Source organism: Streptomyces sp. NPDC097595 (assembly GCF_044761525.1).
Taxonomy (GTDB): domain Bacteria; phylum Actinomycetota; class Actinomycetes; order Streptomycetales; family Streptomycetaceae; genus Streptomyces; species Streptomyces drozdowiczii_A.
The window spans coordinates 1-25,807 of sequence record NZ_JBIWCN010000014.1 but is presented as its reverse complement, the minus strand read 5'-3'; the positions used below and the strand labels follow the sequence as shown (position 1 = coordinate 25,807).

Here is a 25,807-nt window from a genome sequence, read left to right as displayed (position 1 = left end):
CATTTGTGGCTTAGGTTGTGCCCACCCCCACATCGCCGCCGCACCGTGCCCGCCGGAGGATGTCGTGCCTGCCTACATAGCCCGCCCCACCACCGTGTTCCCCGCCCACAAAGTGACCACCGGAGAGATCGCGGACGACATCCGCGCCCATCACCCGGACCACCCGCGGCTCGCCGCGATCCTCCGCATCGTGGCCAACACCGGGGTGCGCAGCAGGTACTTCACCCGGCCGCTGGCGGCACCGACCGTGTCGGGGGACGCCGGTGTCACGGCCCGGAGCGAGGCGGCGTTCGCGGACGCGCTGGACATGGCGGAGCAGGCGGCACGGGGTGTGCTCGGGGCGTACGGGCTGGGGCCGGGCGATGTGGACGCGATCATCACGACGCACTCGACCGGCTGGTCCGTCCCCAACATGGACATCCACCTCATGAACCGGCTGGGCCTGCGCCAGAACGTCCGCCGGATCGCTCTGACGACGCTGGCGTGCGCGGGCGGCACCCAGGCGCTGATCCGGGCCGTCGACCTGCTGGCCGCGAGACCCGGGGCGACCGTTCTGGTGGTCGCCGCCGAGGTCATCTCCTCCGTGTACAACCATCAGGACGACGCCGTCGAGCACATGATCTACAAGGTCCTGTTCGGGGACAGCGCGGCGGCGACCCTCGTCACCGATGCCCCGCTGGGCCCCGGTTTCCGTGTGGGCTCCCCGGCCGACACCTACGAGCACGCCCTGGCCGACAGCCTGACCCGGTACGCCGGCCGCGTCGATCCGGCCGGGTTCCACTTCGACAGTACGAAGGAGGCGTTGAGCGCGGCGGACGATGTGCTGCCCAGTCTGCTGACCTGGCTCGGCCGGCCCTCCGTGGACTTCGGGGTCATCCATCCCGGCAGCACGCGCATCATCAGCGACACGGCCACGGCCCTCGGCCTCGACGCCCACGACACCCGGCACTCCACGGCCACCCTGGCCGACGAGGGCAACCTCGGCGGAGTCTCCGTGCTCCGCATCCTCGAACGCACCCACGCCGAACCGCCGCCGGCAGGCGCCGAGGGGATCACCGTCGCGTACGGGCCGGGCTTCGCCACGGCCGCGCTGCGCGGGACCTGGGCCGCCTGAGCGGCCGGGCGCCGGGATGCGGCCGCTCAGGACCGCCCGGCCGGGTGGCGGGCCAGGAGGAGCGCAAGCGCCGCGAGGGTGATGCCGCAGGTGATCCGCCCCTCGGCCGTCCGGCAGGTATGCTCCCGGCGGGGTGGGCCGTAGCGCAGTGGTCGTCGCGCCTCCACGACATGTAGGAGCACGCCGGTTCGAATCCGGTCGGCCCGCCCCGTCCCCCGGGCTCGGTTGACGCGCGCCCCTCGGGGCCGGTTTCCTGACGCGATGACCGATCTTCGTATCGAGCGGGTGGACGGCGACGCCTCGCTCCTGGACTGGCAGTTCGTCCACAACGCCATCATCCCGACGGCCGCCCTGTCGTTCGCGGAAGTGAAGGAGCGCGCGGGGCGCAACCGGTTGTGCGTCGCGTACGCGGGGGACGTGCTGGTGGGGTGTTCCACGGTGCGCCCGCCCGGCGCGGACAGCCCGGTGGGGACCGTGATCGCCCGCATCCTGCGCGGGCACCGGGGCCGGGGGTTCGGCGGGCAGCTGTACGCGCACGGGCTGGAGCTGGCCCGGGGGCTCGGCGCCGAGGTCATCGAGACGTGTGTCCTGGAGTCGAACCCCGAGGGCCTGCGCTTCGCGTTGCGGAACGGTTTCGTGGAGACCGAGCGGTACGTCCTGCCGGGCGACACCGTGCCGTTCATCGACCTCCGGCTCGCCTGACGTCCGTCACGCCGCGCACGCGTACCGGGGCCCGCCGTCCCGCTCGGCAGGCCCCGGGTCGCGCGGAACGCGGTCAGGCGGTGTGGAGCGTCAGCCCGTACCGGTTCAGGATCTCGTTGATCGGCTGGTGCCAGGTCTCGCCGCCGGAGCTGCAGTTGCCCCAGCCGCCCGAGGTGACGCCCTGCGCCTGGTCACCGCTGATGAAGGAGCCGCCGGAGTCACCGCCCTCCGCGCAGACGCTGGTCTTGGTCATCTGGTAGACCGCGCCGTCCGCGTAGTTGACCGTGTCGTTGGTGGCGAGCACATTGCCGCAGTGCCAGTGCGAGGTGGAGCCGGAGCGGCAGATCGAGGCGCCGATCGGGGCCACGTTGGAGCCCCGGACCAGCTGGTCGGAGACGGTGCCCCAGCCGAGGACGACGGGGACCGTCCACCAGCCGTTGCCCACGCTGACCCACGCGTAGTCGTCGCCGGGGAACGAGGAGCCCTGGAAGTTGCCGATGAAGGAGCCGTCCCAGCCGCTGACCCCGGCACCCGCCCGGCCGCAGTGGCCGGCCGTGACGAAGCCGCCGTAGACGGAGAAGCCGATGGAGCACCGTACGTTGCCCGTGTAGTACGGGTCGCCGCCCACGGTCCCGGCCGAGAAGGTCCGGGGCGCCTCGGAGGTCTGCTCGACGGTGACCGGACCGGCCGCGCGGGCCTTCTGTACGAACGCCTGGACATCGTTGTCAGAACGCTGCGACGCGACGACGTCCACGACGACGGAGTTGGTGCGGGGATCGACGTGCCAGCTGCTGACGCCCTGCGGCGCGTCCAGCTTGTCCAGCTTCGCCTTGACCGAGTCGAGGCGCTTCTCGGTGTGGGTCACCATGCGCACGGCAGCGCCCGTGGCCCGAACGGCGTCGGCCTGATCCGCATCGGTGACGGCGACGGTCAGACCACCGGTCGCGGGGTCGAACCAGGAGCCGCCGTACGCCGCCCCGGCGGCGTGGCGCGCCTTCGGCTGGAGTGCGGTGGCGGTCTTCTCCTGAGAGAGCCGCGCCTTGGCCTGACTTGCCGTCAGGCCGAGGTCCCGCTGCATGGCGGTGAGCAGGCCGTCGGATGCGGGAGCGGGGGCGGCGGGGGTGTCGGCGGCGGAGGCCGAGGGGAAGCCCGCGCCCGCCCAGGCTCCGAGGAGGAGTACGGCGGAGAGTGCGGCCCTCAAGGCTGTGGAGCGTCTCAAGGTCTTGGCCCTTCTGTTGTTCCGGCTGGGTGGGGGAGGAACAGCAGGCGTCCGAGGCGTCCTCTGTGAGAGCGCTCTCAGAGTGTGCCGCTCCGGACTGTAGCGGAGAAGTTGTTAGCAGGTCCATGCCAATGACATGGGTGACCGTACGGGCCGCCCGCTGAGTAGCCGTACTCATTCCCCACGCGCGGCCCCGTCCTACCGTCACATCAGATGAAGGAGCAGGTCCGGCCGCTGGGCGGGCCGGGACGCGAGCAGGGGGCGGGCGGAGATGGGTGGATCGCCGAGACGGCGCATGACGGCGGCCGGGACGGCCGGGGCCCTGGCCTTCGGACTCGCGGCCGCGCTCACGGGGTGCGGCGTGGTGACCACCACGAAGGAGGACCGCGCGTACGCCGAGAAGCTGGCCGAGAAGTACTACCCGGGCGTCCTCCGCGTCATCGAGGCGCACACGCTGATCCCGCACTCCAGCGGTTCGGAGATCACCTTCGCGATGACCGACGACCCCGACGCCGTGGTCCGGACGCGGGTGGACGCCGACGCCGGCACCTGCAACACCCATGACTGCCGGGGTGCGATGGACGAGGCGGTGGAGCGCGGGCGGCGCGAGGCGGCGGCGCTGCGCGTGCTCCTCAGCGCGTTCCGGCGCTGCGGCCACGAGGTGATCGCCGTCGATCCGCAGACCGGGGCGCCGTGGATCGCCGCCTCCCCCACCAACGAGACGGTCTCCGCCCTGCTCAAGGACATCGGAGCCTGCGCGCGGCAGTGGAAGGACGGGACCGAGGTGAAGGGCGCGTCGGTCAACCTGGTCTCCCCGGCCGTCGCCGAGAAGCGGCCCGCGGGCAAGAAGTCGCAGCCGACGGCCATGCGTCTGGGCGCGCCCCCGCTGCTCGCGGCCCTCGGCTCGCACGCGTACTACAGCGCCGGCTACTCCGCGAAGGACGGGCGGGTCGATCCGGCGTCGGGCAGCGCCCGCATCGTCCGCCCGTTCGCCGAACGGCAGAAGTTCGCCGCGACGGTCCATAGCGCCGTCAAGGACCGGCTCCGCGCCGAACATCCGCGCGTGCAGGTCAGCGACTACGAGTGGATCTGGCGCCTGGAGCCGGGGACCATCGACCGCCTCACCGGGTACGTCCTCTACTGCGAGGAGCCCGACGGGGACAAGCCGTGCCTGGGCGACCGGGCCGTGCTGGCGACCACCGACCCCCACGGCGGACTGCTGGGCGAGCTGCGGGAGATCGGCAGGGTCCGCGAGGACCGGGGGCCGCTGGAACTGCCCCCGATGTGAACCGCCGCGTCAGGAGCGGGCGGGGCGGTAGGTGTACGTGTCCCACAGCGCCCGGACCGCGTCGCCGTCCCGCCAGTGCCCGGAGACCGCCGCGCGGTCCGGCGTACCCCACACCCTGATGTGCCCGGTGCCCGGCTCCCAGCCCGGGTCGCCGGTGGCCGCGAACCCGGCCCAGGCCGAGCTCATCCGGTCCGCGAGGGCCCGGTCATCGGCCGTCGGCGCGGCGCCGCCGATGAGGAACCGGAGGCGCTCGTCGTCCACGTTGCCGAAGGCGAAGGGCACGTCGGCGCAGTGCCAGGCGCGCACGCCCCCGCCCCTGCGGTCGAACCGGGACAGGAAGACGCGGCCGCCCGCCGCCGCGTGGGCCTCGGCGAGCCGGCTGCTGTACTCGCCGAACATCAGGTCCCCGTACACGGCGAGGTGGAGGTCGTACGGTTCGGCGCCGGGCATGAGCGCGCGGTACCCGTCGACGAGCCCGGACGGCAGGCCGAAGTCGGCGGCGAAGCGGTGCAACCGCTCGTCCGTGGGGACCTCGCAGGCGCTGCCCACGGCGTCCATCAGCCAGTACTCCTCGGTCGTGTGGCAGACGAGCAGGTCGACGTCCCGGGACGCTCCGGCGGCGACGAGGGCGAGCGGGTCGTCGCGCAGAACCTCCCCGTCGGCGACCGGACCGTAGATGACCGGGTCCCAGTGCAGCGCCCCGGAGCCGGGGTCCTCGCGGTAGTCCCCGACGACCCGGTCCGAAGCCGTGAGCAGCTCCTGCGGGGCGGCCCCGATCACGGAGGCCCCCATGGCGGCGGCCACTCGGGCGGTGACCTGCTCGGCGAGCTCCGGGGCGAAGACGGGGCCGACCGCGCTGTGGGCGATCACCCGGCGGAAGAGCCCGTGGGCGCGGTCCATCACCATCAGGCAGACCGCCGATGTGGCTCCGGCCGACTGTCCGGCCAGGGTGACGTTGTCCGGGGCTCCCCCGAACGCGGCGATGTTGTCGCGGACCCATTCGAGGGCGGCGATCTGGTCGAGCAGGCCCCGGTTGGGCGGGCAGTCGTCGTCCGGGACCCGGCCGAAGCCCTCGAAGCCGACGCGGTAGTTGAGGGTGACGACGACGAGGCCGGTGCGGGCCAGGGCCGTACCGTCGAAGTCCGGCTGGGCGCTCGATCCAAAGGTGTAGGCGCCGCCGTGGATCCAGACCAGCACGGGCAGCGGGCCCGACGCGGTCGCGGGGGTCCAGACGTTCAGGCTCAGGACGTCCTCGTCGCCGGTCGACCAGGTGGGAGCGCCCGGCAGTTCGGCGGACTGGGGCGGGACGGGGCCGAACTCCGTGCACTCGCGGACTCCGGGCCACGGGGCGCGGGGGCGCGGGGCCCGGAGGCGGTTCTCGCCGAACGGCGGCTCGGCGTAAGGGATTCCGAGGACGGCGACGACGCCTCTGTACGGTGCGCGTCCGCGTACCCGGCCGCTTGCCGTCTCGTACACACCGCTGTTCGTCAACGCGTCCCAACTGCCCTTCGATCACCGCTCCCGGTCGGCAGCGGTGATCAGGATGGCTCACTTCAGGCGTCGGCGCGACGGGAATTCGGAGGAGTTGATCAAGGAGGCGGTCAGCCGGCCTGTCCGATGGCGCTGCGGAGCATGGCCACGGTGGTCGCCGCGGCGGCCCGTTCCGCCTCGTCCTGCGTGGCGCGCACCCGTTCCTCCAGCAGCACCACGGCCGCCTGGAGTACGCCGACGCGCACCGGTACGGACCGCATGGCCGTCAGTACGGCCGCCGCCTGTTCGGCCGGTGTGGCGGGCGCGGCCTGCGGGATGAGGGTGGTGATGCCGCGCCCGAGCGCACGGTCACGAGGCGGCTGGGCCGCGGGTGTGGTCACCGGGGAATTCTGCCGCACCCGGTGCCCCGATCGGGTCAGCGACCTGGCCGTGCCGGTGCGTTCTCCCGCGCGCCGTCGTGGACGCGGAGCAACAGGGCGGTCAACTGGGCGCGTTCGCGGGAGGTCAGAGGTGCGAGGACATCGTCCTGTACGGCCAGCGCCTCGGACTTGAGGCTCTCCAGCAGGGCGCGGCCGGCCGGTGTGACGGTGACCGTGACGCGTCGCCGGTCGGCGGTGTCGCGGGCCCGCTCCACCAGGCCGGACGAGCCGAGCCCGTCCACGATCTTCACGACGTCGCTGCGGTCGATCGAGAGCCGCGCGGCGAGTTCGCGCTGCACATGGGGGCCGAAGTCGGCGAGCGCGGCGAGGACCGCCATGTGCCAGAGCCTCAGCCCGCGTTCGGCCAGCCGGTCGGCGAGTCTGCCGCGCGCCGCCTTGCCGGTCTTGGACATGAGGTAGGTCGTCATACCCAGGAGGCTGGGAGGGGTTTCGTTCATCAGGTATATCGTAGGGCCAACCCCATGATGGGTGTGCACCTACTGAAGGAGTCTCCGTGGACGCGCTGCATCCCCGCCTGCTGGTCGACCGGTTCGCCGACTGCTTCCGCTTCTACGACGCCGTGCTGCCGGAGCTGATCGGTGCCGTACGGGCCAGTGGCAACGTATCGGGGCCGTACGCGCACTGGGACGTCGAGGGTGAGGGCGTGCTGGTGCTGTTCGACCGGGGCGCGATGGCGACGGTCGCCGGTACGAAGCACCTGCCCGCGGACCCGCCGCCGGCCCAGGACCGGTCGATGCTCGTCCTGCGCGTGGCGGACGTCGACGCGGGCCTGGCCCTCTGCCTCGGCCACGGCGCCGAGTCGGCCGCGCCCGCGTGCGACCGCCCGGAGTGGGGGCCGGGGCTGCGCACCGCCCATGTGCGCGACCCCGAGGGGCATCTCGTGGAATTGCAGTCCTACTGACCGGTGCCGGCCGCCGTCACTTCTTCGCCCAGGCGCGCATCGCGGAGCGGGAGGAGAAGTCGGCGACGTCCTTGTCGAGCGGCTGGTCGGTGTACTGGTGGATGCGCCAGGAAGCCTTGATGCGCGGCTTGCCCGCTTTCACATAGTCGGCGATCCAGAGCCCGTCCCCGGCGTACGACGTGGTGTCGTGGTTCAGCCAGAAGTAGCGGTTGCAGTAGAGCAGGACACGGTGGTGCGGCCGCAGGCGCTTGACCTCGCGGATGAAGCGGTCCTTCTCGGCGTTGCTCGCCCTGGTGCCCTCGCCGTTCTGCTCCCAGTCGACGGCGAGCAGGTCACCGGCCTTCTCGGGCGCCTTGCTCAGGAAGTACTCGGCCTGCGCCGTGATGTTTCCGGGCCACAGGAAGTGGTAGAAGCCGACGACGCATTCGGCGTCGCGGGCCCGCTTCGTCTGGTCCGTCAGGCGTGGATTGACGTACGAACGGCCCTCGGTGGCCTTGATGAAGACGAAGTCCAGTCCGTCCGTGTCGAACGAGGACTGATGGGCGCTGACATCGACACCGTGCAGCATGGGCGCCGCCTTTACAATCGGGGTGCTCTGTTCCGCTTACTTTCCCTGTTCGCCCGCTTCCCACCCTCACTCGAAGCACGAATGCGCGTGTGTGCCGGGGCGCACGCTCCGGCACACACGCGCGGGCGGCATGCGCCCACCGCCCGTCAGGCGTCGAAGCCGGTGGAGCGGCTGGCCTTCTCCCAGGCGAGCGTTTCGGCGCGCGAGGCATCGAGCGCACCGAGCACGGCGTCCGTCGCGTCGTTGCCGAGCGGCAGCCGCAGCGGGGTGTCCTCGGCGGCCAGCGCGGTCAGGATGGCCGCGGCGGCCTTGGCCGGGTCGCCCTCCTGCTTGCCGTCCGATTCGGGCAGGCCGCTGCGGACCGGGCCGACGGAGTCCGCGTAGGCGTCGAGCGGCGCCGACTGGCGCAGGGCGCCGCCGCCGGCGAACCCGGTGCGGAAGGAGCCCGGTTCGACGATCAGGACCTTGATGCCGTGCGGGGCCACCTCGGCGGCCAGCGCCTCGGACAGGCCCTCCAGGGCGAACTTCGTCGCGGAGTAGCCGCCGACGCCGGGGAAGGTGAACCGGCCGCCCATGCTGCTCATCTGGACCACGGCGCCCGAACCGTTGCGGCGCATGTGCGGCAGCACGGCCCGGACCAAGGCCGCGGGGCCGAAGAAGTGGAGGTCCATGAGGTCGCGCAGCTCGCGGTCGGTGGTCTCCTCGACCGCGCCGACGAGCCCCATGCCCGCGTTGTTCACGAGCACATCGATCCGCCCGTACCAGAGCACGGTGTCCGCGACGACGTCGGCGATGCGGGCGGTGTCGGTGACGTCGAGCTGGACGGCGACCGCGCGGTCGGGGTGGGCGGCGACGAGAGCGTCGAGCGCCTCGGGCCGGCGTGCCGTGGCGACGACCGTGTCCCCGGCGGCGAGGGCGGCCTCTGCGATGGACCGGCCGAAGCCGGAGGAGGCGCCGGTGATCAGCCAGACGCGGCCCTGGGCGTGGTCGCGGGCGGGGGTGGCGGGGGCGGTGTTCATGTCCAACTCCGTATTTTCGTCGGCGCGTTGCGGTGATCCATTTATGTCATCCGCGCCCATGAGCGGTCCAAGACATGGATTCTCCGGAGCGATAAAGGCGGCTTATGATCGCGCCATGGAACTGCGCCAGCTGCACTACCTCACGGTGATAGCCGAGGAGGAGAACCTGGGCCGGGCCGCCCGCAGGCTCTTCGTCAGCCAGCCGGCTCTCTCGTACGCGCTCAAGAGTCTGGAGGCCGAGCTCGGCGTGAAGCTGTTCGACCGCCACGCGGGCGGGGTCTCGGCCACCCCTGCGGGGCGCGATGTGATCGCCGAGGCGCTGCTCACCGTACGCCAGGCCGAGCGCGTGACAGCGGCGGCCGAGCGGCACACGCGGGGCGAGACGGGTGTGCTGCGGGTCGGGTTCGAGGCGAGCGGGGCGGGCGAACTGACCACCAGGGCGCGGGCGGAGTTCGCCCGCCTCCATCCCGGGGTGCGGGTGGCGCCCAAGCGCTACGACTGGGGGCAGGAGGCCGACGCGCTGCGGGACGGCCTCACGGACGTGGCGTTCGTCTGGCTGCCCAACGACCTGACCGGGCTCACGTACGAGACGGTGCACACCGAGCCCCGCGTGGTCGGACTGCCCACGGCGCACCCGCTGGCGTCCCGCTCCGGCGCCTCCATCCTCGATGTCAAGGACGAGCCCCTGCTGTGGACCCGGCGGGCGCCCCGGCAGTGGGTGGACTGGTGGGCCGTCAACCCGCGCCCCGACGGGTCGGCCCCGGTCTGGGGGCCGACCAACGACAACGTCGAGGAGATGCTGGAACAGGTGGCGCAGGGGTCCGCGATCTGCTTCGCACCCGAGAGCATGGCCCGCTACTACGCGCGCCCCGATCTGTCCTGGGTGCCGCTCACCGACGTCGAGCCGCTGCGCGTGGTCCTGGCCTGGGCGGACGGCGCGGACACGGCACTCGTACGGGGCTTCGCCCAAGTGGTGCGCGAGCTCGCCTCGGAGGCGTAGCCGCTCATTCCGCTCCGGGGGCGGCCTCCGGGGCGGCCGGCAGGCTGTCCATGAAGGAGCTGACGGAGAACACCGCGTTCCCCGCTCCGGGCGGGCCGTAACCGGGAGGCGAGCTGAGCCCGAACTCCTCCATCGTCGCGCGGTAGGACTCCAGGAGCCGGATGTGGTACTCCAGCGGCGCCCCGTCCGGGTTGGTCTTGCCGAGCGGGGTCGTCGGCTCCGGGCACCAGGTGGTGAAGCGCGGGGTGATGCCGTGCGACATGAAGAAGCGCAGGCCCTCGGTGGTCGAGTCGATGGCCTCCTTCACCGTGCTGAAACCGAACGGCTCGGCCATCTCCACACCGGCCACGAAGTTCGGGATGACGTTGCGGGCGCCGAAGACGTCCGCGGAGTCCAGGATGCGGCGGTGCCACTCGTCGCGGCCGACGTAGCGCTCCTTGCCGGGGCAGTACAGCTCGAACAGCCGGCGGTCCCAGACCTCGTAGTTGGGGTGGTAGATCTGCACCCCGTAGTCGTGGAAGCGCTGGACGTCCGCCTTGGGCAGGGCCTGGGCGACGACCTTCCCGATCCAGCGGCCCGGGAAACGCTCCTCGATGGCCTTGGCGTACTGACCGTAGAAGTCCGCCTCGTCCCGGCCGCCGATGTGCGAGGTGATGGCACCGCCGGTGAGGGTGTACGCGGTGGAGGTCTTCGCCGTGTCGTACCGGTCGATGATCTCCAGCGCCTCCAGCACCTCCTCGACCGGCTTCACCCCGGTGTACGGGCGGCCCGCCGCCTTGTGCTGGCGCCAGTTGTGGTTGATGTCGCAGTACTGGCACTCCTCCTTCGCGCCGAAGTACTGGCAGACGCGGAAGACGGTGAGGTAGACGAGGTAGCCCCACTGGATGGTCGGGGCGACCTCCATCACGGACTTCCCGTTGGCGAGCGTGTGCCGGTAGTAGTCGGGCATCGGGGGCAGACCGACGTCGGAGATGCGCCTGCCGTCGAGGTAGAGCCCGAGCATCCCGTCCTTGTCCGCCGCGACACGGTACGGGGACGCGGGGTTGACGCGCACGGAGACGACGGTGCGCCGCAGCTCGTACGGGCCGCCGGTGAGCACGATCTCCTCCGGCGGGCGGCGCAGCGCGGCCGCGCCCAGCTCGGGCAGGGTCCCGTGGTCGAAGGAGAAGATGAAGTACGACTTCGGCTTGACGTCACCGCCCTCGTTGTCGCTGAGCGCGGACTCGTCGAAGGCCAGGCCGCCGCGCAGCAGGTCCTCCTTGATGACGGCCTCACGCGGCACGTGCGGGAACTGCTCCATCAGCCGTTCGACGAGCCGGGTGCGGTCTGCGGTGCCGGGCTCGGTGCGGCTGGGATCGGTGCGGCTGGGCATGTGCGGGCTCCTCGGTCGGTCGTCGGCGTGTTCCGGATGCGACGTCTGTGCAACGAACCACGGCCGCGGGGCGTTCTCTTCCCGGCTGCCGGATGCGTCACTCCCCACTTCCGGATCCTATGTGACCGGTCAGTAAGGTGTGGGGGCGGGAGCCCGTCGGCCGTGCGGCCGGTCCGACGCCCGTGGTGACCGCAGCCGGCCGCGGAACGGAAGTGCTCCATGCCACGCACCATGTCCGTGTCGGACAGCATCGTCGTGCACACCGGACCGCTGGAGGTGTACGCCCGGCTGAGCGACCCGACCGCTATGGGGCGCTGGAGCCCGGAGAACCTGGGGGCGCGGGTGCGGGGGGACCGCCGCGAGGCGTACGTCGGCATGGTCTTCGACGGCCGCAACAAGCGGGGGCCGGTGAGCTGGACGACACGGTGCACGGTGACGGTGGCAGATCCGGGGCGGCGGTTCGCGTTCCGGGTCCACGCGATCGGTGCGCGGCGGCCGTTGCTGCGGGGGCCGATCGCCACGTGGGAGTACCGCTTCGAGGCGGTGGAGGGCGGCACCCGGGTCACGGAGACCTGGACGGACGACCGCCGGGCCTGGCCGGACGTCGTGGCCAACGCCTTCGACCGGGTGGCCACGCGGGGGCACACCTTCGCCGTGTTCCAGCGCCGGAACATCCGCACCACGCTCGAACGCCTCAAGGCGGCCCTGGAGTCCCCGGACGCCTGACGGGTCACGCCGTCCAGTGCGCGGGGCGGCCGAGCGACGCCGGGAGCCGGGTGGCGCCGCTCCCCCGGGCCGCGTTCACCTGCGCCTGGGTCAGGAACAGCGCCCCGGTCAGGTCGGCGCCGGACAGGTCCGCGTCCCGGAAGTCCGCGCCGATGAGGTCCGCTAGGCGCAGGTCGGCGCCGCCGAGGTCCGCCGCGATGAGGTAGGCGCCGCGCAGATCGGCGCCCCGCAGGTCCGCCTTCCCGAGCCGGGCGCCCATGAGGTCGCCGCCCCGGTGGCTGCGCTTCTTGCGACCGGGGGCCGTGGCGCGTACGAGTTCGCTCACGCGTCCGAGGAGCACGGCGACCTCGCCCCGGTGGGCGGCCACGTCGAGCTTCTCCAGGGCGGCGGCATCGAGGCGGGTCAGGGCTTCGGTCGCTTCGAGGGTGCGCCGGATCTCGCCGCGCAGGGAGCGGGCGGGGGCGAGGCCGGCCGCCTCCGTCAGGTACCAGAGCAGCTCGTGGAGTTGCCGGACGACCGGGAAGACCTCGAACATCTGCCGCGCGGTCTCCGGTGCGGCGCGCCAGTCCCGGCCGCCGAAGATTTCCACCGACACCTTCTGACCGGCTCCGAAGCAGTCGTAGACGGTGCAGCCGGGGAACCCCTCGGTGCGCAGCCGGGAGTGGATGCCGCAGCGGAAGTCGTCGCGGAGGTTCCGGCAGGGCGTGCCCGCCGCCTTGTTGACGGCGAAGTCGGCGGAGCGTGTGAGCGTCAGCGCCACGCAGCACAGGGCGAAGCAGCTGCCGCAGTCGGCGCGCAGGGCATCACGGCCGTCGCCGTCCTGGCGGTCGGTGCCGGAGGGCCGGTCGGTGTCGGGCACAGGGGTGGATCCTTCGGGGCGCGGTGTTCACGAGCAGCACCGGAGCCTATCGGCTTCGCGTCCGGTCCGCCGTTGTCGGTGGGGCGGCGCACACTGGCAGCAGTGCTTCACGGGGACGGGACGGAGGGGGTCGCGGATGGGCGGCGAGGGGGAGAGCGGGTTCGAACCGGCGACCGGGGACGGTCCGCCGGCTTCCGGCGATGCGGCGGCTCGCACGGCTTCGGTGCGGTCGGCGTTGGCGGGGCTGTTGCAGATCAGGCGGCTGGCGAACGGCGGCCGGGCCGACCCGGAGTCGGTGCCCGCGCCGTGGGAACTGCACCGTCCGGTACGGGCCGTGGCCTTGGCCCTGGAAGCCGCGGGGCTGCCCGCCTCGGCCGTCGGCCCGTCAGGGGGGCGCACGGCGAAGGGTTACCGGGTGACGGAGGGGGCGTCGCCGGGCACGGTGCGGGTGGAGTGGCCGGGGCCGGCCGGGAGCGGGGCGGCGTACGAGGAGGAGAGTGAGCTGACCCGGTGTGCGGGGGCGCTGCGGGAGTTGGGCTGGACCGCGCTGCTGTACCGGGGGCCGCGCGGTCGCCGGTTCCTGGAGGTCGAGCCGCCGGCGGGTCGGCCGGACGGCCGATAGCCGCCGTGCCGTGCCCCTCGTCGGCCGCCGTTGTCAGACCCATGGGGGATGCTGTTGGGGTCCGACACCTCTGACCTGGAGATGCTGAGATGCGCAAGGACGAACTCGCGGCGGCGCAGGCGTATGTCCGTTTACTGGAGGCCACCCGGGCCGCCCTCTCCGACCCGGACGACGCCCCGGTGTACCTGCCGCTGCTCACGTCACCGATGGAGGAGGCGGACGGGGCGCTCCGGCGGGCGGGGTTCGCGGGCAACGAGACGCGGTTCTTCGAACTGGTCGGGTCGCTCCGGCCGAGCCTGACGGGCAGCGGCCACTGAGAAGGGGCGCCGGGGCGGTCCCGCCGGAGGTGCCTCAGCCGGCCTCGGGGAGCGGTGCGAGGCCGAGTTCGCGGTCGCCGAGGGGCGCGAAGTGGCGGGCCACGTCCTCGGCGGTGACCTGGGCGAGGTCGGCGGGGTGCCAGCGGGGTTTGCGGTCCTTGTCCACGATCTGGGCGCGGACGCCCTCCACCAGGTCGGGTCCGGCGAAGGCTGCGGTCGAGACCCGGTACTCCTGGTCGAGGACGGCTTCGAGTCCGCCGAGGCGGCGCGCCCGTCGCACGGCTTCGAGCGTCACCTTGAGCGAGGTGGGCGCCTTGGCCAGGATGGTCGCCGCGGCCTGCTTGGCGGCCGGGTCCCCGTGGCCTGTGAGGCGGTCCACGATCTCCTCGACGGTGTCCGCCGCGTAGCAGGAGTCGATCCAGGCGCGGTGCGCGGCGAGCTCGCCGCCGGGGGCGGGGCAGGCGTGGTCCGCGACGGTCGCGGTGACGGCCTCGGGGGTCGTGCACTCGGCGAGCGCGGCGACGAGAGCGGGCAGCCCTTCGGCGGGCACGAAGTGGTCGGCGAGTCCGCAGAGCAGCGCGTCGGCCGCGCCGACCGCCTCGCCGGTGAGCGCGAGATGCGTACCGAGTCCGCCGGGTGCGGCTCCCAGCAGGTACGTTCCGCCGACGTCCGGGACGAACCCGATCCCGGTCTCCGGCATGGCGATGCGGGAGCGCTCCGTGACGATCCGGACGGAGCCGTGGGCGGAGACCCCGACGCCGCCGCCCATGACGATGCCGTCCATCAGGGCGACGTACGGCTTGGGGAAGCGGGCGATCCGTGCGTTGAGCAGGTACTCGTCCCGCCAGAAGTCCAGCGAGGCGGTGCCTCCGGCCAGGGCGTCGTCGCGGACGGCACGGATGTCGCCGCCGGCACACAGGCCGCGCTCCCCCGCGCCGGTGAGCAGCACGGCGACGACGGCCTCGTCGCTGCCGGCCGCGTCGAGCGCGTCGGCCATGAGCCGCACCATGGCGTGGTTGAGCGCGTTCAGGGCGCGGGGCCGGTTGAGCGTGAGATGGCGGACGCGTCCTTCGGTGTGCAGCAGGACGGGGTCCTCGTGGTTCATGCGTGCGCTCCGCTCAGCCCGGGTGCCGTGCCGTCCGCCGGTCGGGGGACGATCCTCCGCTGCCATTGTGCGCGGGCCCCGGAGGGGTGGTCGGTGCGGGGTGGTTTCCGCTGTGGCAGGCGCGCCGGACCGGCCGGACAATTGAGGCACGCCGTACGGCGGACCCGCCGGACGATCCTCGGAGCTGGAATGACCGATCAGAACCGGCCCCCGGTCGTTCCCGGCCCGCCCGGCCGGCCGGAGGGCAGGACGCCGGTCGGCGAGACCGGTACGGCGGAGCGGCTCGCCCTGAACCGGACGGGCAGCTTCGACTGGGACCTCGATGCCTGGACTCTGGACATGGACGAGGCGGGCCTGCTGGTCTTCGGTCTGGATCCGGCCGCTTTCGACGCCCGACCGGAGTCCCTGGCGGAGGTGCTGGAACCGGAGGAGCGTTCCCGGCTGGGCGTGGCGACGGACGAGGCGCTGAACGGCGCGGGCAGCTCGTACAACGTTCACTTCCGGATTCCGCTCGCCGACGGCCGGGATCAGTGGACGCATGTCCAGGGGCGCATCCTGCGCGGCGAGGACGGGAGGGCGCGCCGGGTCATCGGGCTGGTGCGGGACGCGACGGCCGAGGTCACCCATTCGGACTTCGTGCTGGAGCTGGAAAAACGGCGACGGCGCCAGACCGACATAGTGGAACGTACGACGAGTGCCTTGTCGCGTGCGGTGACGGTGGACGATGTGACCGCCGCCCTGACCGGCCCCGGCGGGCTGGCGCGGCTGGGTGCGGACGGGCTGGCGCTCGGGCTGCTGGACAACGCGGCGCTGAACGTCATCGCGCTGAGCGGTGAGTCCTTGGAGGTCCTGGACGACCTGGGCTCGGGCCGGCTCGACCCGACGTATCCGCTGGCCGACACCGTGCTCAGCGGGCGCCCCCGCTTCGTCGGCTCGCTGGCGGCGCTGACGCGGCGCTACCCGGTGCTGGAGCCGCACGTGGGCCGGCTGAGGTTCCAGGCGGCGGCCTATCTGCCGCTCGTCGCCCAGGCGAGGACGCTCGGCGGGCTGGCCCTGTTCTACCGGCAGCGCACCGCGTTCACGGCCGACGAGCGCAATCTGTGCCTCGGGCTCGCCGCGATCGTCGCCCAGTCCCTCCAGCGGGCCAAGCTGTTCGACGAGGAGCGCGAGTTCGCCACCGGGCTCCAGTCCGCGATGCTGCCGCGCCGCATCCATGACATCGAGGGCGGCGAGATCGCGGTCCGTTACCACGCGGCGTGGAGCGGCCGCCAGGTCGGCGGTGACTGGTACGACGTGATCGCCCTGCCCAAGGGGCGGTTCGGGATCGTGGTGGGCGACGTCCAGGGGCACGACACGCACGCGGCCGCGATCATGGGACAGCTCCGGATCGCGTTGCGCGCGTACGCCGCCGAGGGGCATCCGCCCTCCACGGTGCTGGCCCGTGCCTCGCGGTTCCTCGCCGAGCTGGACACGGACCGGTTCGCGACGTGCGCCTATGCCCAGGTCGATCTGCAGACCGGGACCGTGCGAGTGGTGCGGGCCGGTCATTTCGGGCCGCTGATCCGGCACATGGACGGCCGGGTCGGCAGCCCCCGGGTGCGTGGCGGCATGCCGCTGGGCATCTCGACCGACTTCGGCGACGAGGAGTATCCGGAGACCCGGCTCGACCTGGTGCCGGGCGAGACGCTCGTGCTGTACACCGACGGGCTGGTGGAGGAGCCGGGCGCCGATATCGACGCGGGGGTGCGCACCCTGATCACCGAGGTCAGCGCGGGACCGGCGGGTGCGGAGGCGCTGGCCGACCATCTGTCGGACCGGCTGTGGGAGCGGTGGGGCTCCGGTGACGACGTCGCCCTGCTGGTGCTGCGGCGCAGCCCGGACCCGGGGTCGCCCAAGGCGCCGAGGCTCCACCAGTACATCCACCAGGCCGACCCGGAAGGGCTGTCCGAGGCGCGGACCATCGTGCGCCAGGCCCTGACCGACTGGGACATGGCCGAACTGGCCGACGACGCCGAGCTGGTGACCGGGGAGCTGCTGGTGAACGTGCTGCTCCACACGGAGGGCGGGGCCGTCCTGACCCTGGAGGTGCTGCCCGAGCCGGTCCGCCGGGTGCGGCTCTCGGTGCAGGACCGGTCCAGCGCCTGGCCCCGCCGCCGGTCACCGGGCGAGACCGCCACATCGGGCCGGGGGCTGCTGCTGCTCGACGCCGTGTCCACGCGCTGGGGCATCGAGCCCCGGGGCGAGGGCAAGGCGGTCTGGTGCGAGATCGGACCGAGCGCTCCGCCCACCACGCCCCCCGTGCACCGGCACGGTTCGGCACCACCCGGGGGCGGTCCGCGAGGCGGGGGCGGACAACGGTGAGGGGCGTACCGCCACGTCGCGCGTGACGGTACGCCCCTCGGCCCCGCTGCCCCTTCGCTGTACGCGTCCGGGCGGCGCGGTCTACGTCAGTGCTGTGCGGTGCGGCGCTTGCGCACCGACCACATGATGCCGCCGCCCGCCAGCAGCACGGCCACCGCCGCGCCACCGATGATCGGCGTGGCGGACGAGGAACCGGTCTCGGCCAGGTCCGGCGAGCTGGGGCTCGGCGTCGCCGCGGCGGGCGCGGACGACGACGGAGCGGACTCGCTCGGCTTGACGGTCGCGCTGGGGGACGCCGTGGTGGGCGTCTCGGACGGCTTCGACTCGGTCGGGGTCGGCGTCGTCTTCGACGGCGGGGTGTCCTCGCACACCGGCGCCTGCTTGGTGTCTTCCTTCGAGTACTGGTCGCCGTCCCCGGCCTTGACGACCAGGTACACCGTCAGAGGCTGGTCGTGCTCCGGCAGCGCGAGCTTCTTCTCGAAGTCCTTGCCGAACTTCTCCGTCGGCAGCAGGGCGTTGCCGTCGACGGTGACGGTCACCTCGTTGGTGACATCGGCGTTGTACTGGGTGAGGTGCAGGCTCACTTCGTCACAGGTCACGTCCCAGGTGGGGGTGTGAGCTGCGGCCGGACCGGCGGTGAGGACCGCGCCGGAGAGGCCGACCACCGCGGCGGCGACGAGAGTTCCCGCTGCGCGCCACGATCTCCTGGGTATGGTCATGGATATTTCCTCCGCAGATGTTTCGCGCCCGTATGGGCGGTGCAGGGCACAGTACTGCCCCCTTCCCCACTGTGTGCACCCGCCCCTCAGCCGTTTCCGCGTCACAACCACCCCCACACCGTCGCTGGTTGGGACATGCCGGACACAGGCCGGCACCGCCCGCTCGTCCCCGGCGCCCCGTCCCGTGCTCAGAGCCGGCGGTGCATGATGTGGACCCCCACGAAGCCCTCGACGGGGTGGTTGAACCCTTCGGGCAGGGTGCCCAGGATGTCGAAGCCCACCGAGCGGTACAGCTTGACCGCGGCGGTGTTGGTCTCCACCACCGCGTTGAACTGCATGGCCCGGTACCCGGCCGTGCGCGCCCAGTCGATGGTGTACTCGCACAGGGCGCGTCCGACTCCCTGCCCGGAGTGCCGGGGGTCGACCATGTAGCTGGCGCTGGCGATGTGCGATCCGTTGCCCATATGGTTCTTGTTCATCTTCGCCGTGCCGAGGACGGTGCCGTCGTCGGCCACCGCGACCACGGTCCGGTTGGGCGGCTTCAGGAGCCACCAGTCGGCGGCGTCTTCCTCCTGGAGGTCGAGGGGGTAGGTGAAGGTCTCACCGGCTGCGACGATTTCGTGGAAGAACGGCCAGATGGCGGGCCAGTCCTCGGGGGTGGCTTCCCTGATCAACATGGCGCCCAGGATGCCTGGCCGGGCCCGCGATCACCAGCGGTTATCCGGAGCGCCCCGCTCCGCCCCGCCCGGGCCGGCCACCCGGTCCGGGCTCGTCGCCGCGCCCCGCGTACGCACCGATCCGCCCTCCGGCCCTCCGCCTCCCGCCGGGCCGCACCGCACGCGCCAGCCCGCCGCGCCGGGGCCGGCGGAGCCCCAACCCCCGGGCCGCGCGACCCCGCAGCCTGGCCAGCAACCCCGGGGAGCCTCCGAGGCGGGTGTGCCCGACGGGGACGGACCCCGGCACTGAAGCCGCAAACCCGGGCCCGGGAAGCCCCCGTCCAGGTGCGGGAAGACCCGGCCCCAGCTCGGCAAGCCCCGGTCCGGCCTCGGGAAGCCCCGCTCCGGGCTCAGCTGGCTCAGGTCCGGGCCCGGCCGGCTCGCCGGGCAGCGCCGCCCCGCCCGGCCCGCGCGGCTGCACCCGGTCGGCCGGACCGGAAAACGCCCCACCCACCGCATCCCCCAGCCCGTCCCTCGCCCCGCCCCCCGGCCGTGGCGCCGGCCGCGCTTCCCGAGCGGCGTCCAGCTCCGTGATCAGGCTGATCCGGCGCCACAGGATCTCGTCCGGTTCGTCGGCAGGCATCAGCCGGTCCATCGCCTCGCGGCCGGCGACCGACCCTCGTCGTCCGAACACCGCCTCCGGCCTGACCCTGGCGAAGTGGGCGCGCTCGTAGGGGTCGTCCACCACCTCCGCCAGCTGGACCGGATCCAGGGCCTGGGCGACGATCGCCGCGCGCACCCATGGGTCGTCCGTGAGGGCGAGCAGGCGCTCGATCCGACGGGAGCGCCAGTTGCGCGGCCGCCAGTCGGCACCGGCGTCCAGCCGGCCGCGCATCCAGGGCGGGCTGTTGCCCACCAGGAGCTCCGGCGATCGGGAGGCCAGCGCTTCGAGCTCCTGGGCGAGATAGACCCACACCACCGCCCGGTACCGGTTGAGGTAGAAGGCGACGGGTGTGAGGCATCCGGCCCGGGCGAGCCGGGTGAACCGGACCGGACTGATCCCGAGCAGCTGGGCCCCCTCGGCGGTCCCCACCGTGCGCACCCGTTCACGTAGAGCCCCGGGGAATCCGTCCTGGGCCCGCAGGCGCTCGATCTCCTCGTGGTCGATCCTGGGCCGGCCGTCCGGCCCGCTCCTCGCCCGGACCGCCCCCAGGTACACGGCGAGGTCGAACTCGTTCCGCTTGAGGCCGAGCTCCGAAGCGGCGCGGGCCGCGCCGAACGTGCACCCCGTTCCGTCACGCACGGTATCCGGCGCCGACATCTTCCCAGGACCTGAATCGACCTCAAAAACCTCGTTCTTCTGCTGATTCGTCGTTGCCATGACGTCACTCCCCCGTTAGCACGATTACTCTCTGCAACCAGAGTAGTCCGGGAAAGTCAACCGCCGCCGAGCCTGTGGATAACTCCACGGACCCGGCGGCGGCCGGAGTGCGTCCGGGACTTCAGAGCCGGTTGACTCCCCCGGTCCCGTCCTGCCGTGAGTCGACGCCGAGGTGCGGTCCCACCCGGTTGACCAGAAGCGTCATCTCGTACGCCACCTGGCCGACGTCGGACTCCGCCTCACTCAGCACGCACAGACAGCTGCCTTCCCCCGCCGCCGTCACGAAGAGCAGCGCCTCGTCGAACTCCACCATGGTCTGCCGCGCCTTTCCGGCACGGAAGTGCCGGCCCGAACCACGGGCCAGGCTGTGCAGCCCCGAAGAGACGGCCGCCAGGTGCTCGGCGTCCTCACGGGCGAGCCCGGTGCTCGCACCGGTCACCAGACCGTCGTTCGACAACACCAGGGCGTGCCGTATGTGCGCCACCCGCTTGGTGAGATCGTCCAGGAGCCAGTCGAGTCCCCTGTCCATCGCCATTCTGTTTCCTCCCCGTTCACGCGTTCCCCGTGCCTCGCTGTGGGCAAGCCTTGCGCACGGGCCACGTACGGGCAAGCACGCCGCTCCCGGCACAGGGCGGGAAGCGGCCACCTCCGCTCAGCCGTAGGAGAGGTTCTCGCAGGGGTCGTCGTCCGCCGACCGGGCCTCGTCGGCGACCGCGGCCGGCACCTCCGGCGTGGCGGACGCGGCGTCGGGTGCGGCGGACGGCCCGTCCGCGTAGTCCTGTCCGACGGTGACCTGGATGCCGCTTCCCGCGTCGGCGGACTCGGTGATCCGTGCGCCGGGGAAGAGCCCTGCCGTGGTGCGGGCCTCGTCCCGGAGCCCGGGGCCGTACGCGACGACGGTCGCGGAGCGGGTCTGGTCCTGCGCGGTGGCCGTGTTGGTGACGGTGAAGCCCTGTGCGCGCAGAAGCCCGGCCGCTTTGGCCGCGAGTCCGGGCACCGTGGTGCCGTTGTAGACGGCGACCTGAATGCCCTCACCCGATACGGGGGACCGAGAAGCCTTGGGGGACGCGGTGGTGTCCGCCTTGGCGTCGAGGGGGCGGTCGGCCTTCAGCGCGGCCCACAGCGCGTCGGCGTCCGGCTCGACGACGGCGACGCGCTCACCCTCGTACCGCCATGGAACGGTGACGAACTTGGTGTTGTGCAGGTCGATGTTCTTCATCGAGAGGGCGAAGGAGAGCAGCTTGTCGGCCGAGCCGAGCCCGGGGTCGACGGTCATCGCGTCGGTGGCGGCGTCGGCCAGCGGCAGAAGGGTCGTGGGGTTCATGCCGCGTGACTTGATCTTCTTGACCAGAGAGGCGACGAATGCCTGCTGCCTCTTGATCCGCCCTATGTCGGAGCCGTCACCGATGCCGTGGCGCAGCCGCACGTAGTCGAGGGCCCGTTGGCCAGAGACCGTCTGCGCGCCCTTCTCGAAGACCAGGGTGCCCCGGGTGGTGCGCTTGGGGTTGAGGTCGCGCTGATGGATGTCGTTCGGCAGGCACACCTGCACTCCGCCGACGGCGGAGGTCAGCGCGGAGAAACCCGCGAAGTCGATGACGACGGTGTGGTCGACGCGCAGTCCGGTGAGCTGCTCGACGGTGTTCTGGGTGCAGGCCGGGTTGCCCTCGACGGTCTCCCCCACCGAGAACGCCCCGTTGAACTGGCTGTGGTGGCGCGGGGCGGTCCAACTGCCGTCGGGCTTCCGGCAGGCCGGGATGTCGACCATGGCGTCACGGGGAACGGATACCGCCACGGCATGCTTACGATCGGCGTAAACATGCAGCAGAAGCACCGTGTCCGAGCGCCCGACCTCACCGGTGGCTCCGCCCAGCCCCTTGTTCTTGCCCGAGCGGGTGTCCGACCCAATGACCAGGACGTTCTGCCCGCCGGAGGAACCGGGTGGCCGGTCTCCGGAGACACCGTCGGCGCTGAACGTGTCGATATCACCGGTCAGTTTCAGATATCCCCAGCCGATCCCGGCGACCAGCAGGACGAGGAAGGACAGCGCGGACACCGCCGTCCGCCGCAGCCGGCTCCCCCTCCTCCCCGCCCCTGTCGCTCTGTTCCTGCTTGCCATGGGCCACCCCGTTCGTACGGCTGCCGCGCGGGTCCGCCTCCCGGCGGCCCGTACGGTCGTGCAGTTGTGCGGTTTTCTGGTCGTGACGTGCGGTGGCTTCGTGCGCCCCCGGACCTGACCATCGTCAGTCCGATCCCCTCTCCCCACAGGGCCACGGGAAACATTGACCGGAAGACACCGGAAGCCGGTGGGGCACAGGGCGTGTTCCCCGCGCGCCCCTCGATGAATCACGTGGGACGCCACCCGCGCCCTGGGCAAATCCTCGCGTTTCCTGAAGAGTGAGGGGACAGCCGCCGTCCGCTCCGGGCGACGGCCGGACCGCGGGCGGCTGGAACGTGCGGCACGCGGTCGGTGAACCACTGGATCATTGGAGGAAGTTCATGGGTGTGACCCTGGCCAAGGGCGGCAACGTCTCCTTGTCGAAGGAGGCGCCCGGCCTGACCGCGGTGACGGTCGGCCTGGGCTGGGACGTACGCACGACGACGGGGGCCGACTACGACCTCGACGCCAGTGCGCTGCTGTGCGCGGATCACGGAAAGGTGGTCTCCGACCTGCACTTCGTCTTCTACAACAACCTCAACAGCCCGGACGGTTCCGTCCAGCACACCGGGGACAACCTGACGGGTGAGGGCGACGGCGACGACGAGTCCATCAACGTGAACCTGTCAGCGGTCCCCGCCGACATCGCGAAGATAGTCTTCCCGGTCTCCATCCATGACGCGCAGAGCCGGGGGCAGAGTTTCGGCCAGGTGCGCAACGCGTTCATCCGCGTCGTGAACCAGGCCAACGGTGTGGAGCTCGCGCGGTACGACCTCAGTGAGGACGCTTCGACGGAGACCGCGATGGTGTTCGGCGAGCTGTACCGGCACGGCGGCGAGTGGAAGTTCCGCGCGGTCGGCCAGGGTTACGCCTCCGGTCTGGCGGGTATCGCGAAGGACTTCGGCGTGAACGTCTGAGGGTGACCGCCCCACCGGCCCGGCTCCGCGTCAGCGGTGGCCGGGCCGGCTGCGTCCGGGCTGCCGTCACTCGGAGTGCGACGGCTCCCCTTCCCGCGCGCTACGACTGATGGCGCTCGGCCACCACGCCCTGGGCCCGATGTCCACGACCAGCGCGGGCGCCAGCAGCGACCGCACCACCAGTGTGTCCAGCAGGACGCCGAAGGCCACGATGAACGCGATCTGCGCGAGGAAGGCGAGCGGGATCACGATCAGCGCGGCGAAGGTGGCGGCCAGCACCACGCCCGCCGATGTGATAACGCCGCCCGTGCTCACCAGGCCCCTCAGCATGCCCTGGCGTGCTCCGTGCTCCAGCGCCTCCTCGCGGACCCGCGACATCAGGAAGATGTTGTAGTCGACGCCGAGGGCCACCAGGAACACGAATCCGTACAGGGGCACCGAGGCGTCCGTACCGCTGAAGCCGAAGGCGTGCGTGAAGACCAGAGCGGAGACCCCGAGCGTCGCCAGGAAGTTGAGGCCGACGGTGGCCACCAGCAGCACCGGCACCAGGACCGACCGCAGCAGGCCCATCAGGATCAGCAGGATGATGACGAGCACCACCGGAACAATGATGTTCCGGTCGCGTTCGGCCGTGCGCTGGGTGTCGTACTGCTGGGCCGTGTAGCCGCCGACGAGCGCGTCCGCCCCGGGTACGTCGTGCACAGCGGTACGCAGCCGCTTGACGGTCTCCGTCGCTCCGTCGCTGTCCGCCGCATCCTTCAGGGTGACGTCGACGCGGACCCGGCCGTCGACCACGAGCGGCTTGCCCCCGCCGGGCCGGCCCGACGCCGTGACGGGCGCGGCAGCGGCCACCCCGGGTGTCGCCTCGGCGGCGGCGGTCACCTCGTCGGCGCCGTCGGCGTCGGCGATGACGACGGCCGGGTTCCCGGAGCCGCCCGGGAAGTGCTTGCTCAGCGTGGCCTGGGCGGAGACGGAAGGGGCGTCGTTCACGAAGATCTCGTCCAGCGGGACGCCGTGGGACTTCAGGGTGGGGGCGAACGCGGCGCAGGCGACCAGGAGGACCGCGCAGGAGAGCCACACCTTGCGCGGCGACCCGTCGACGCGCGCGGCGACCCGGCGCCAGATCCCGTGCCCGCCGGTCGCCTCGTCCACGGGGCGCGGCTTGGCCGGCCAGTAAGCCGCCCGCCCGCACAGCACCAGCACGGCGGGCAGGAAGGTCATCGTGCTCAGGACCGCGCAGACGATGCCGATCGCGCCGACGGGCCCCAGGGCGCGGTTGTTCGTCAGATCGCTGAGCAGCAGCGCGAGCAGCCCCAGCGCCACCGTGGCGGCGCTCGCGACGATGGCGCCGAAGGAGCGGCGCAGCGCCGCGCGGGCGGCGGTCGTCCGGTCGCCGTGGACCGCCAGTTCCTCGCGGAAGCGCGCGGTCAGCAGAAGCGCGTAGTCGGTGGCCGCCCCGATCACCAGGATCGACAGGATGCCCTGGACCTGGCCGTCCACGAGGACGACGTCGTGGTCCGCGAGGACGTAGACGATGGCGCAGGCCAGTGCGAGGGCGAAGACGGCACTGATGATGATCAGGAGGGGCAACAGCACACTGCGGTAGACCAGCAGCAGGATCACGAGGACGGCGGCGAGCGCCACCCCCAGCAGAAGTCCGTCGATCCCGGCGAACGCGTCCTTGAGGTCGGCCTGGGTGGCCGCGGGCCCGGCGATCTCGGCGCTCGTGCCCGCCACCGATCCGGCGGCCGCGCGCACCCGGTCCAGGGTGTCCGGGAGTTCGTCGCCGAGGTCGGAGCGGAGCTGTACGACGCCAGACAGGGCTTCGCCGTCCTCGGACGGCAGCGCGGGTGACGGTGCGCCGACCACGCCGGGCTTGCCGGACAGGGAGGCGAGCGCATGGGTCGCGGACGCGCGGGCGCCGTCCGGGAGCCCCCCGTCGTCGCCGGTCCAGACGACGATCGCGGGCACGGTCCCGGCCCGCTGGAACGCCTTCTGCTCGTCCGCGACCTGGGTCGACTCGGCGCTGCGCGGCAGGAACGCCGCCCGGTCGTTGGTCGCCACCTCGCCGAGCTTTCCGGCGTACGGGCCGAGCGCCCCGCCGATTCCGAGCCAGACGACGAGCAGGGCTACGGGTAGGAGCCAGCGGACGATGCGGTGCCTCGGTGGGGGCTTCATTGCTTCCTCAGGGATCGACACATGACACACATGACCCGAAGTCTCTCGGTCATTCATTATCTCAATGATCAAGAGATATTAGTGTAGAGGCATGCGCACCGCAGACGAGAGCCCGGACAGAGGCACGGACGACGGGCCCACGAGCCTTCAATCGTTCGCTGTACTGCTGCGCCGTATGAACAGCGAGTTCAACCGCATCGCACATGAATTCGCCCAGGCACAGGGCCTGCACCCGACGGATATGCAGGCCCTCGTCGCCATCCTCGACGCCGACCGGGACGAGGGCGGTCACGCCATGACACCGGGGCGGCTGCGTGAACAGCTGAATCTCACCTCGGGGGCGGTCACCGCGTGTCTGGACCGGCTGGAACGCGCGGGACACATCCGGCGGGTACGGGACAGCAGCGACCGGCGTGTGGTGCATCTTCACTACGCGGCCGCCGCGAAACATGTGGCCCGTGACTTCTTCAAACCGCTGGCGGCGGGCACGGAGGCGGCGCGCACTCAGTTCGCCGACGACGAGCTGCGTGTCGTGATCCGCTTTCTGCAGGCGATGAACGAGGAGCTGGCGCAGTTGCGCCGCACCGGTCCGGGGGCCTAGATGTATTGACCCGCAGCGTTGTTGACGCGGCTGATCGGGGGTTGGCCTCCGAGTGCGGTGTGGCAGCGGTGGTGGTTGTAGGTGTGGAGGAAGTCT

The 25,807-nt window shown here is 72.1% G+C and carries 26 protein-coding genes, 1 tRNA gene and 1 pseudogene; 12 read left to right on the top strand and 16 right to left on the bottom strand.

All coding sequences use genetic code 11. The features are described 5' to 3' along the window. Nucleotides 1-64 precede the first annotated feature (64 nt). The 3 genes from ACIQZN_RS21715 (at nt 65) to ACIQZN_RS21705 (ending at nt 1,816) form a co-directional block, all read left to right on the top strand. Nucleotides 65-1,114, top strand: coding sequence for a PhlD (locus tag ACIQZN_RS21715; RefSeq protein ID WP_403996205.1), 1,050 nt, complete (start codon nt 65-67; stop codon nt 1,112-1,114). 134 nt (nt 1,115-1,248) lie between these two features. After that, nucleotides 1,249-1,321 (top strand) — tRNA-Ser (locus ACIQZN_RS21710). 54 nt (nt 1,322-1,375) lie between these two features. After that, entirely contained in the window at nt 1,376-1,816 is a 441-nt protein-coding gene (locus tag ACIQZN_RS21705; RefSeq protein ID WP_403996202.1) for a GNAT family N-acetyltransferase, read from the top strand. 73 nt (nt 1,817-1,889) lie between these two features. Here the strand turns inward: ACIQZN_RS21705 and ACIQZN_RS21700 are convergent, their stop codons facing one another. Continuing rightward, nucleotides 1,890-3,035, bottom strand: coding sequence for a S1 family peptidase (locus tag ACIQZN_RS21700; protein ID WP_403996199.1), 1,146 nt, complete (start codon nt 3,033-3,035; stop codon nt 1,890-1,892). 295 nt (nt 3,036-3,330) lie between these two features. Here ACIQZN_RS21700 and ACIQZN_RS21695 point away from each other — a divergent pair, with 295 nt between their 5' ends. After that, nucleotides 3,331-4,323 (top strand): SCO7460 family lipoprotein, encoded by a 993-nt coding sequence (locus ACIQZN_RS21695; RefSeq protein ID WP_403996196.1) that lies wholly within the window; start codon nt 3,331-3,333, stop codon nt 4,321-4,323. Nucleotides 4,324-4,332: 9 nt separating this feature from the next. Here the strand turns inward: ACIQZN_RS21695 and ACIQZN_RS21690 are convergent, their stop codons facing one another. The 3 genes from ACIQZN_RS21690 to ACIQZN_RS21680 all read right to left on the bottom strand — a co-directional run bounded on the left by ACIQZN_RS21690 (nt 4,333) and on the right by ACIQZN_RS21680 (nt 6,691). Beyond that, the gene (locus tag ACIQZN_RS21690; protein ID WP_403996193.1) at nt 4,333-5,799 is read right to left on the bottom strand and encodes a carboxylesterase/lipase family protein; all 1,467 of its coding nucleotides are present in this window, start codon (nt 5,797-5,799) and stop codon (nt 4,333-4,335) included. Between the two features lie 125 nt (nt 5,800-5,924). After that, nucleotides 5,925-6,194 carry a hypothetical protein gene (locus ACIQZN_RS21685; protein WP_161211006.1) on the bottom strand — a complete coding sequence of 90 codons (270 nt, stop codon included), beginning with the start codon at nt 6,192-6,194 and terminating at the stop codon, nt 5,925-5,927. A gap of 35 nt (nt 6,195-6,229) precedes the next feature. Continuing rightward, entirely contained in the window at nt 6,230-6,691 is a 462-nt protein-coding gene (locus tag ACIQZN_RS21680) for a MarR family winged helix-turn-helix transcriptional regulator (RefSeq protein WP_403996190.1), read from the bottom strand. Between the two features lie 56 nt (nt 6,692-6,747). On the opposite strand from ACIQZN_RS21680, the gene ACIQZN_RS21675 reads away from it, so the two are divergent. Next, entirely contained in the window at nt 6,748-7,155 is a 408-nt protein-coding gene (locus ACIQZN_RS21675) for a VOC family protein (RefSeq protein ID WP_403996187.1), read from the top strand. A gap of 16 nt (nt 7,156-7,171) precedes the next feature. Here ACIQZN_RS21675 and ACIQZN_RS21670 read toward each other — a convergent pair whose 3' ends face one another. Together ACIQZN_RS21670 and ACIQZN_RS21665 are read right to left on the bottom strand one after the other, a co-directional pair. After that, nucleotides 7,172-7,723 carry a glycoside hydrolase family 25 protein gene (locus ACIQZN_RS21670; protein ID WP_403996184.1) on the bottom strand — a complete coding sequence of 184 codons (552 nt, stop codon included), beginning with the start codon at nt 7,721-7,723 and terminating at the stop codon, nt 7,172-7,174. 146 nt (nt 7,724-7,869) lie between these two features. Continuing rightward, nucleotides 7,870-8,742, bottom strand: coding sequence for an oxidoreductase (locus ACIQZN_RS21665; RefSeq protein ID WP_403996181.1), 873 nt, complete (start codon nt 8,740-8,742; stop codon nt 7,870-7,872). Nucleotides 8,743-8,857: 115 nt separating this feature from the next. On the opposite strand from ACIQZN_RS21665, the gene ACIQZN_RS21660 reads away from it, so the two are divergent. Beyond that, complete coding sequence (locus ACIQZN_RS21660) at nt 8,858-9,742, top strand: LysR family transcriptional regulator (RefSeq protein ID WP_403996178.1); 885 nt, start codon at nt 8,858-8,860, stop codon at nt 9,740-9,742. A gap of 4 nt (nt 9,743-9,746) precedes the next feature. Here the strand turns inward: ACIQZN_RS21660 and ACIQZN_RS21655 are convergent, their stop codons facing one another. Continuing rightward, on the bottom strand, nt 9,747-11,114 hold the full coding sequence (locus ACIQZN_RS21655; protein WP_403996175.1) for a radical SAM protein: 1,368 nt from the start codon (nt 11,112-11,114) through the stop codon (nt 9,747-9,749). A gap of 219 nt (nt 11,115-11,333) precedes the next feature. Here ACIQZN_RS21655 and ACIQZN_RS21650 point away from each other — a divergent pair, with 219 nt between their 5' ends. Further along, entirely contained in the window at nt 11,334-11,840 is a 507-nt protein-coding gene (locus ACIQZN_RS21650; protein WP_403996172.1) for an SRPBCC family protein, read from the top strand. Nucleotides 11,841-11,844: 4 nt separating this feature from the next. Here ACIQZN_RS21650 and ACIQZN_RS21645 read toward each other — a convergent pair whose 3' ends face one another. Beyond that, nucleotides 11,845-12,699: a pentapeptide repeat-containing protein gene (locus ACIQZN_RS21645; protein ID WP_403996169.1), complete on the bottom strand. Its 855-nt coding sequence runs from the start codon at nt 12,697-12,699 to the stop codon at nt 11,845-11,847. Between the two features lie 136 nt (nt 12,700-12,835). Between ACIQZN_RS21645 and ACIQZN_RS21640 the strand changes: the two genes are divergently transcribed. Together ACIQZN_RS21640 and ACIQZN_RS21635 are read left to right on the top strand one after the other, a co-directional pair. After that, nucleotides 12,836-13,321, top strand: a complete 486-nt coding sequence (locus ACIQZN_RS21640; RefSeq protein ID WP_403996166.1) for a hypothetical protein — start codon at nt 12,836-12,838, stop codon at nt 13,319-13,321. A gap of 89 nt (nt 13,322-13,410) precedes the next feature. Next, complete coding sequence (locus ACIQZN_RS21635) at nt 13,411-13,638, top strand: hypothetical protein (protein ID WP_073862049.1); 228 nt, start codon at nt 13,411-13,413, stop codon at nt 13,636-13,638. 34 nt (nt 13,639-13,672) lie between these two features. On the opposite strand, the gene ACIQZN_RS21630 is transcribed toward ACIQZN_RS21635, so the two are convergent. After that, entirely contained in the window at nt 13,673-14,743 is a 1,071-nt protein-coding gene (locus tag ACIQZN_RS21630) for an enoyl-CoA hydratase/isomerase family protein (RefSeq protein WP_403996163.1), read from the bottom strand. Nucleotides 14,744-14,932: 189 nt separating this feature from the next. Here ACIQZN_RS21630 and ACIQZN_RS21625 point away from each other — a divergent pair, with 189 nt between their 5' ends. Then, a complete protein-coding gene (locus ACIQZN_RS21625; protein WP_403996160.1) occupies nt 14,933-17,104 on the top strand; it encodes a SpoIIE family protein phosphatase in 2,172 nt (723 codons plus the stop codon). 86 nt (nt 17,105-17,190) lie between these two features. Here ACIQZN_RS21625 and ACIQZN_RS21620 read toward each other — a convergent pair whose 3' ends face one another. The 5 genes from ACIQZN_RS21620 to ACIQZN_RS21600 all read right to left on the bottom strand — a co-directional run bounded on the left by ACIQZN_RS21620 (nt 17,191) and on the right by ACIQZN_RS21600 (nt 21,913). Next, the gene (locus ACIQZN_RS21620; protein ID WP_403996157.1) at nt 17,191-17,823 is read right to left on the bottom strand and encodes an LAETG motif-containing sortase-dependent surface protein; all 633 of its coding nucleotides are present in this window, start codon (nt 17,821-17,823) and stop codon (nt 17,191-17,193) included. Nucleotides 17,824-18,011: 188 nt separating this feature from the next. After that, nucleotides 18,012-18,500 carry a GNAT family N-acetyltransferase gene (locus ACIQZN_RS21615; protein WP_403996154.1) on the bottom strand — a complete coding sequence of 163 codons (489 nt, stop codon included), beginning with the start codon at nt 18,498-18,500 and terminating at the stop codon, nt 18,012-18,014. Between the two features lie 40 nt (nt 18,501-18,540). Then, nucleotides 18,541-19,782: a DUF6397 family protein gene (locus ACIQZN_RS21610; protein ID WP_403996151.1), complete on the bottom strand. Its 1,242-nt coding sequence runs from the start codon at nt 19,780-19,782 to the stop codon at nt 18,541-18,543. Nucleotides 19,783-19,981: 199 nt separating this feature from the next. Next, nucleotides 19,982-20,395: a roadblock/LC7 domain-containing protein gene (locus ACIQZN_RS21605; protein WP_403996149.1), complete on the bottom strand. Its 414-nt coding sequence runs from the start codon at nt 20,393-20,395 to the stop codon at nt 19,982-19,984. A 117-nt stretch (nt 20,396-20,512) separates the two neighbouring features. Beyond that, the gene (locus ACIQZN_RS21600) at nt 20,513-21,913 is read right to left on the bottom strand and encodes an LCP family protein (RefSeq protein ID WP_403996146.1); all 1,401 of its coding nucleotides are present in this window, start codon (nt 21,911-21,913) and stop codon (nt 20,513-20,515) included. Between the two features lie 443 nt (nt 21,914-22,356). Between ACIQZN_RS21600 and ACIQZN_RS21595 the strand changes: the two genes are divergently transcribed. Beyond that, nucleotides 22,357-22,932, top strand: a complete 576-nt coding sequence (locus ACIQZN_RS21595; RefSeq protein WP_391265871.1) for a TerD family protein — start codon at nt 22,357-22,359, stop codon at nt 22,930-22,932. Nucleotides 22,933-22,998: 66 nt separating this feature from the next. Here ACIQZN_RS21595 and ACIQZN_RS21590 read toward each other — a convergent pair whose 3' ends face one another. Continuing rightward, complete coding sequence (locus ACIQZN_RS21590; RefSeq protein WP_403996143.1) at nt 22,999-25,110, bottom strand: MMPL family transporter; 2,112 nt, start codon at nt 25,108-25,110, stop codon at nt 22,999-23,001. Nucleotides 25,111-25,201: 91 nt separating this feature from the next. On the opposite strand from ACIQZN_RS21590, the gene ACIQZN_RS21585 reads away from it, so the two are divergent. Further along, a complete protein-coding gene (locus tag ACIQZN_RS21585) occupies nt 25,202-25,711 on the top strand; it encodes a MarR family winged helix-turn-helix transcriptional regulator (RefSeq protein WP_403996140.1) in 510 nt (169 codons plus the stop codon). Here ACIQZN_RS21585 and ACIQZN_RS21580 read toward each other — a convergent pair. Continuing rightward, nucleotides 25,708-25,807, bottom strand: a pseudogene (locus ACIQZN_RS21580) (IS481 family transposase); the annotation flags it as partial. The gene ACIQZN_RS21585 and the pseudogene ACIQZN_RS21580 sit on opposite strands and share 4 nt — an antisense overlap.

What these genes read in the sequence shown, in the direction of transcription:
- ACIQZN_RS21590 (WP_403996143.1), bottom strand. Translation starts at nt 25,110, where the DNA reads ATGAAGCCCCCACCGAGGCACCGCATCGTCCGCTGGCTCCTACCCGTA.
- ACIQZN_RS21665 (WP_403996181.1), bottom strand. Translation starts at nt 8,742, where the DNA reads ATGAACACCGCCCCCGCCACCCCCGCCCGCGACCACGCCCAGGGCCGC.
- ACIQZN_RS21705 (WP_403996202.1), top strand. Translation starts at nt 1,376, where the DNA reads ATGACCGATCTTCGTATCGAGCGGGTGGACGGCGACGCCTCGCTCCTG.
- ACIQZN_RS21615 (WP_403996154.1), bottom strand. Translation starts at nt 18,500, where the DNA reads ATGTTGATCAGGGAAGCCACCCCCGAGGACTGGCCCGCCATCTGGCCG.
- ACIQZN_RS21650 (WP_403996172.1), top strand. Translation starts at nt 11,334, where the DNA reads ATGCCACGCACCATGTCCGTGTCGGACAGCATCGTCGTGCACACCGGA.
- ACIQZN_RS21680 (WP_403996190.1), bottom strand. Translation starts at nt 6,691, where the DNA reads ATGAACGAAACCCCTCCCAGCCTCCTGGGTATGACGACCTACCTCATG.
- ACIQZN_RS21670 (WP_403996184.1), bottom strand. Translation starts at nt 7,723, where the DNA reads ATGCTGCACGGTGTCGATGTCAGCGCCCATCAGTCCTCGTTCGACACG.
- ACIQZN_RS21640 (WP_403996166.1), top strand. Translation starts at nt 12,836, where the DNA reads ATGGGCGGCGAGGGGGAGAGCGGGTTCGAACCGGCGACCGGGGACGGT.
- ACIQZN_RS21695 (WP_403996196.1), top strand. Translation starts at nt 3,331, where the DNA reads ATGACGGCGGCCGGGACGGCCGGGGCCCTGGCCTTCGGACTCGCGGCC.
- ACIQZN_RS21655 (WP_403996175.1), bottom strand. Translation starts at nt 11,114, where the DNA reads ATGCCCAGCCGCACCGATCCCAGCCGCACCGAGCCCGGCACCGCAGAC.
- ACIQZN_RS21660 (WP_403996178.1), top strand. Translation starts at nt 8,858, where the DNA reads ATGGAACTGCGCCAGCTGCACTACCTCACGGTGATAGCCGAGGAGGAG.
- ACIQZN_RS21625 (WP_403996160.1), top strand. Translation starts at nt 14,933, where the DNA reads ATGACCGATCAGAACCGGCCCCCGGTCGTTCCCGGCCCGCCCGGCCGG.
- ACIQZN_RS21620 (WP_403996157.1), bottom strand. Translation starts at nt 17,823, where the DNA reads ATGACCATACCCAGGAGATCGTGGCGCGCAGCGGGAACTCTCGTCGCC.
- ACIQZN_RS21605 (WP_403996149.1), bottom strand. Translation starts at nt 20,395, where the DNA reads ATGGCGATGGACAGGGGACTCGACTGGCTCCTGGACGATCTCACCAAG.
- ACIQZN_RS21635 (WP_073862049.1), top strand. Translation starts at nt 13,411, where the DNA reads ATGCGCAAGGACGAACTCGCGGCGGCGCAGGCGTATGTCCGTTTACTG.
- ACIQZN_RS21630 (WP_403996163.1), bottom strand. Translation starts at nt 14,743, where the DNA reads ATGAACCACGAGGACCCCGTCCTGCTGCACACCGAAGGACGCGTCCGC.
- ACIQZN_RS21595 (WP_391265871.1), top strand. Translation starts at nt 22,357, where the DNA reads ATGGGTGTGACCCTGGCCAAGGGCGGCAACGTCTCCTTGTCGAAGGAG.
- ACIQZN_RS21585 (WP_403996140.1), top strand. Translation starts at nt 25,202, where the DNA reads ATGCGCACCGCAGACGAGAGCCCGGACAGAGGCACGGACGACGGGCCC.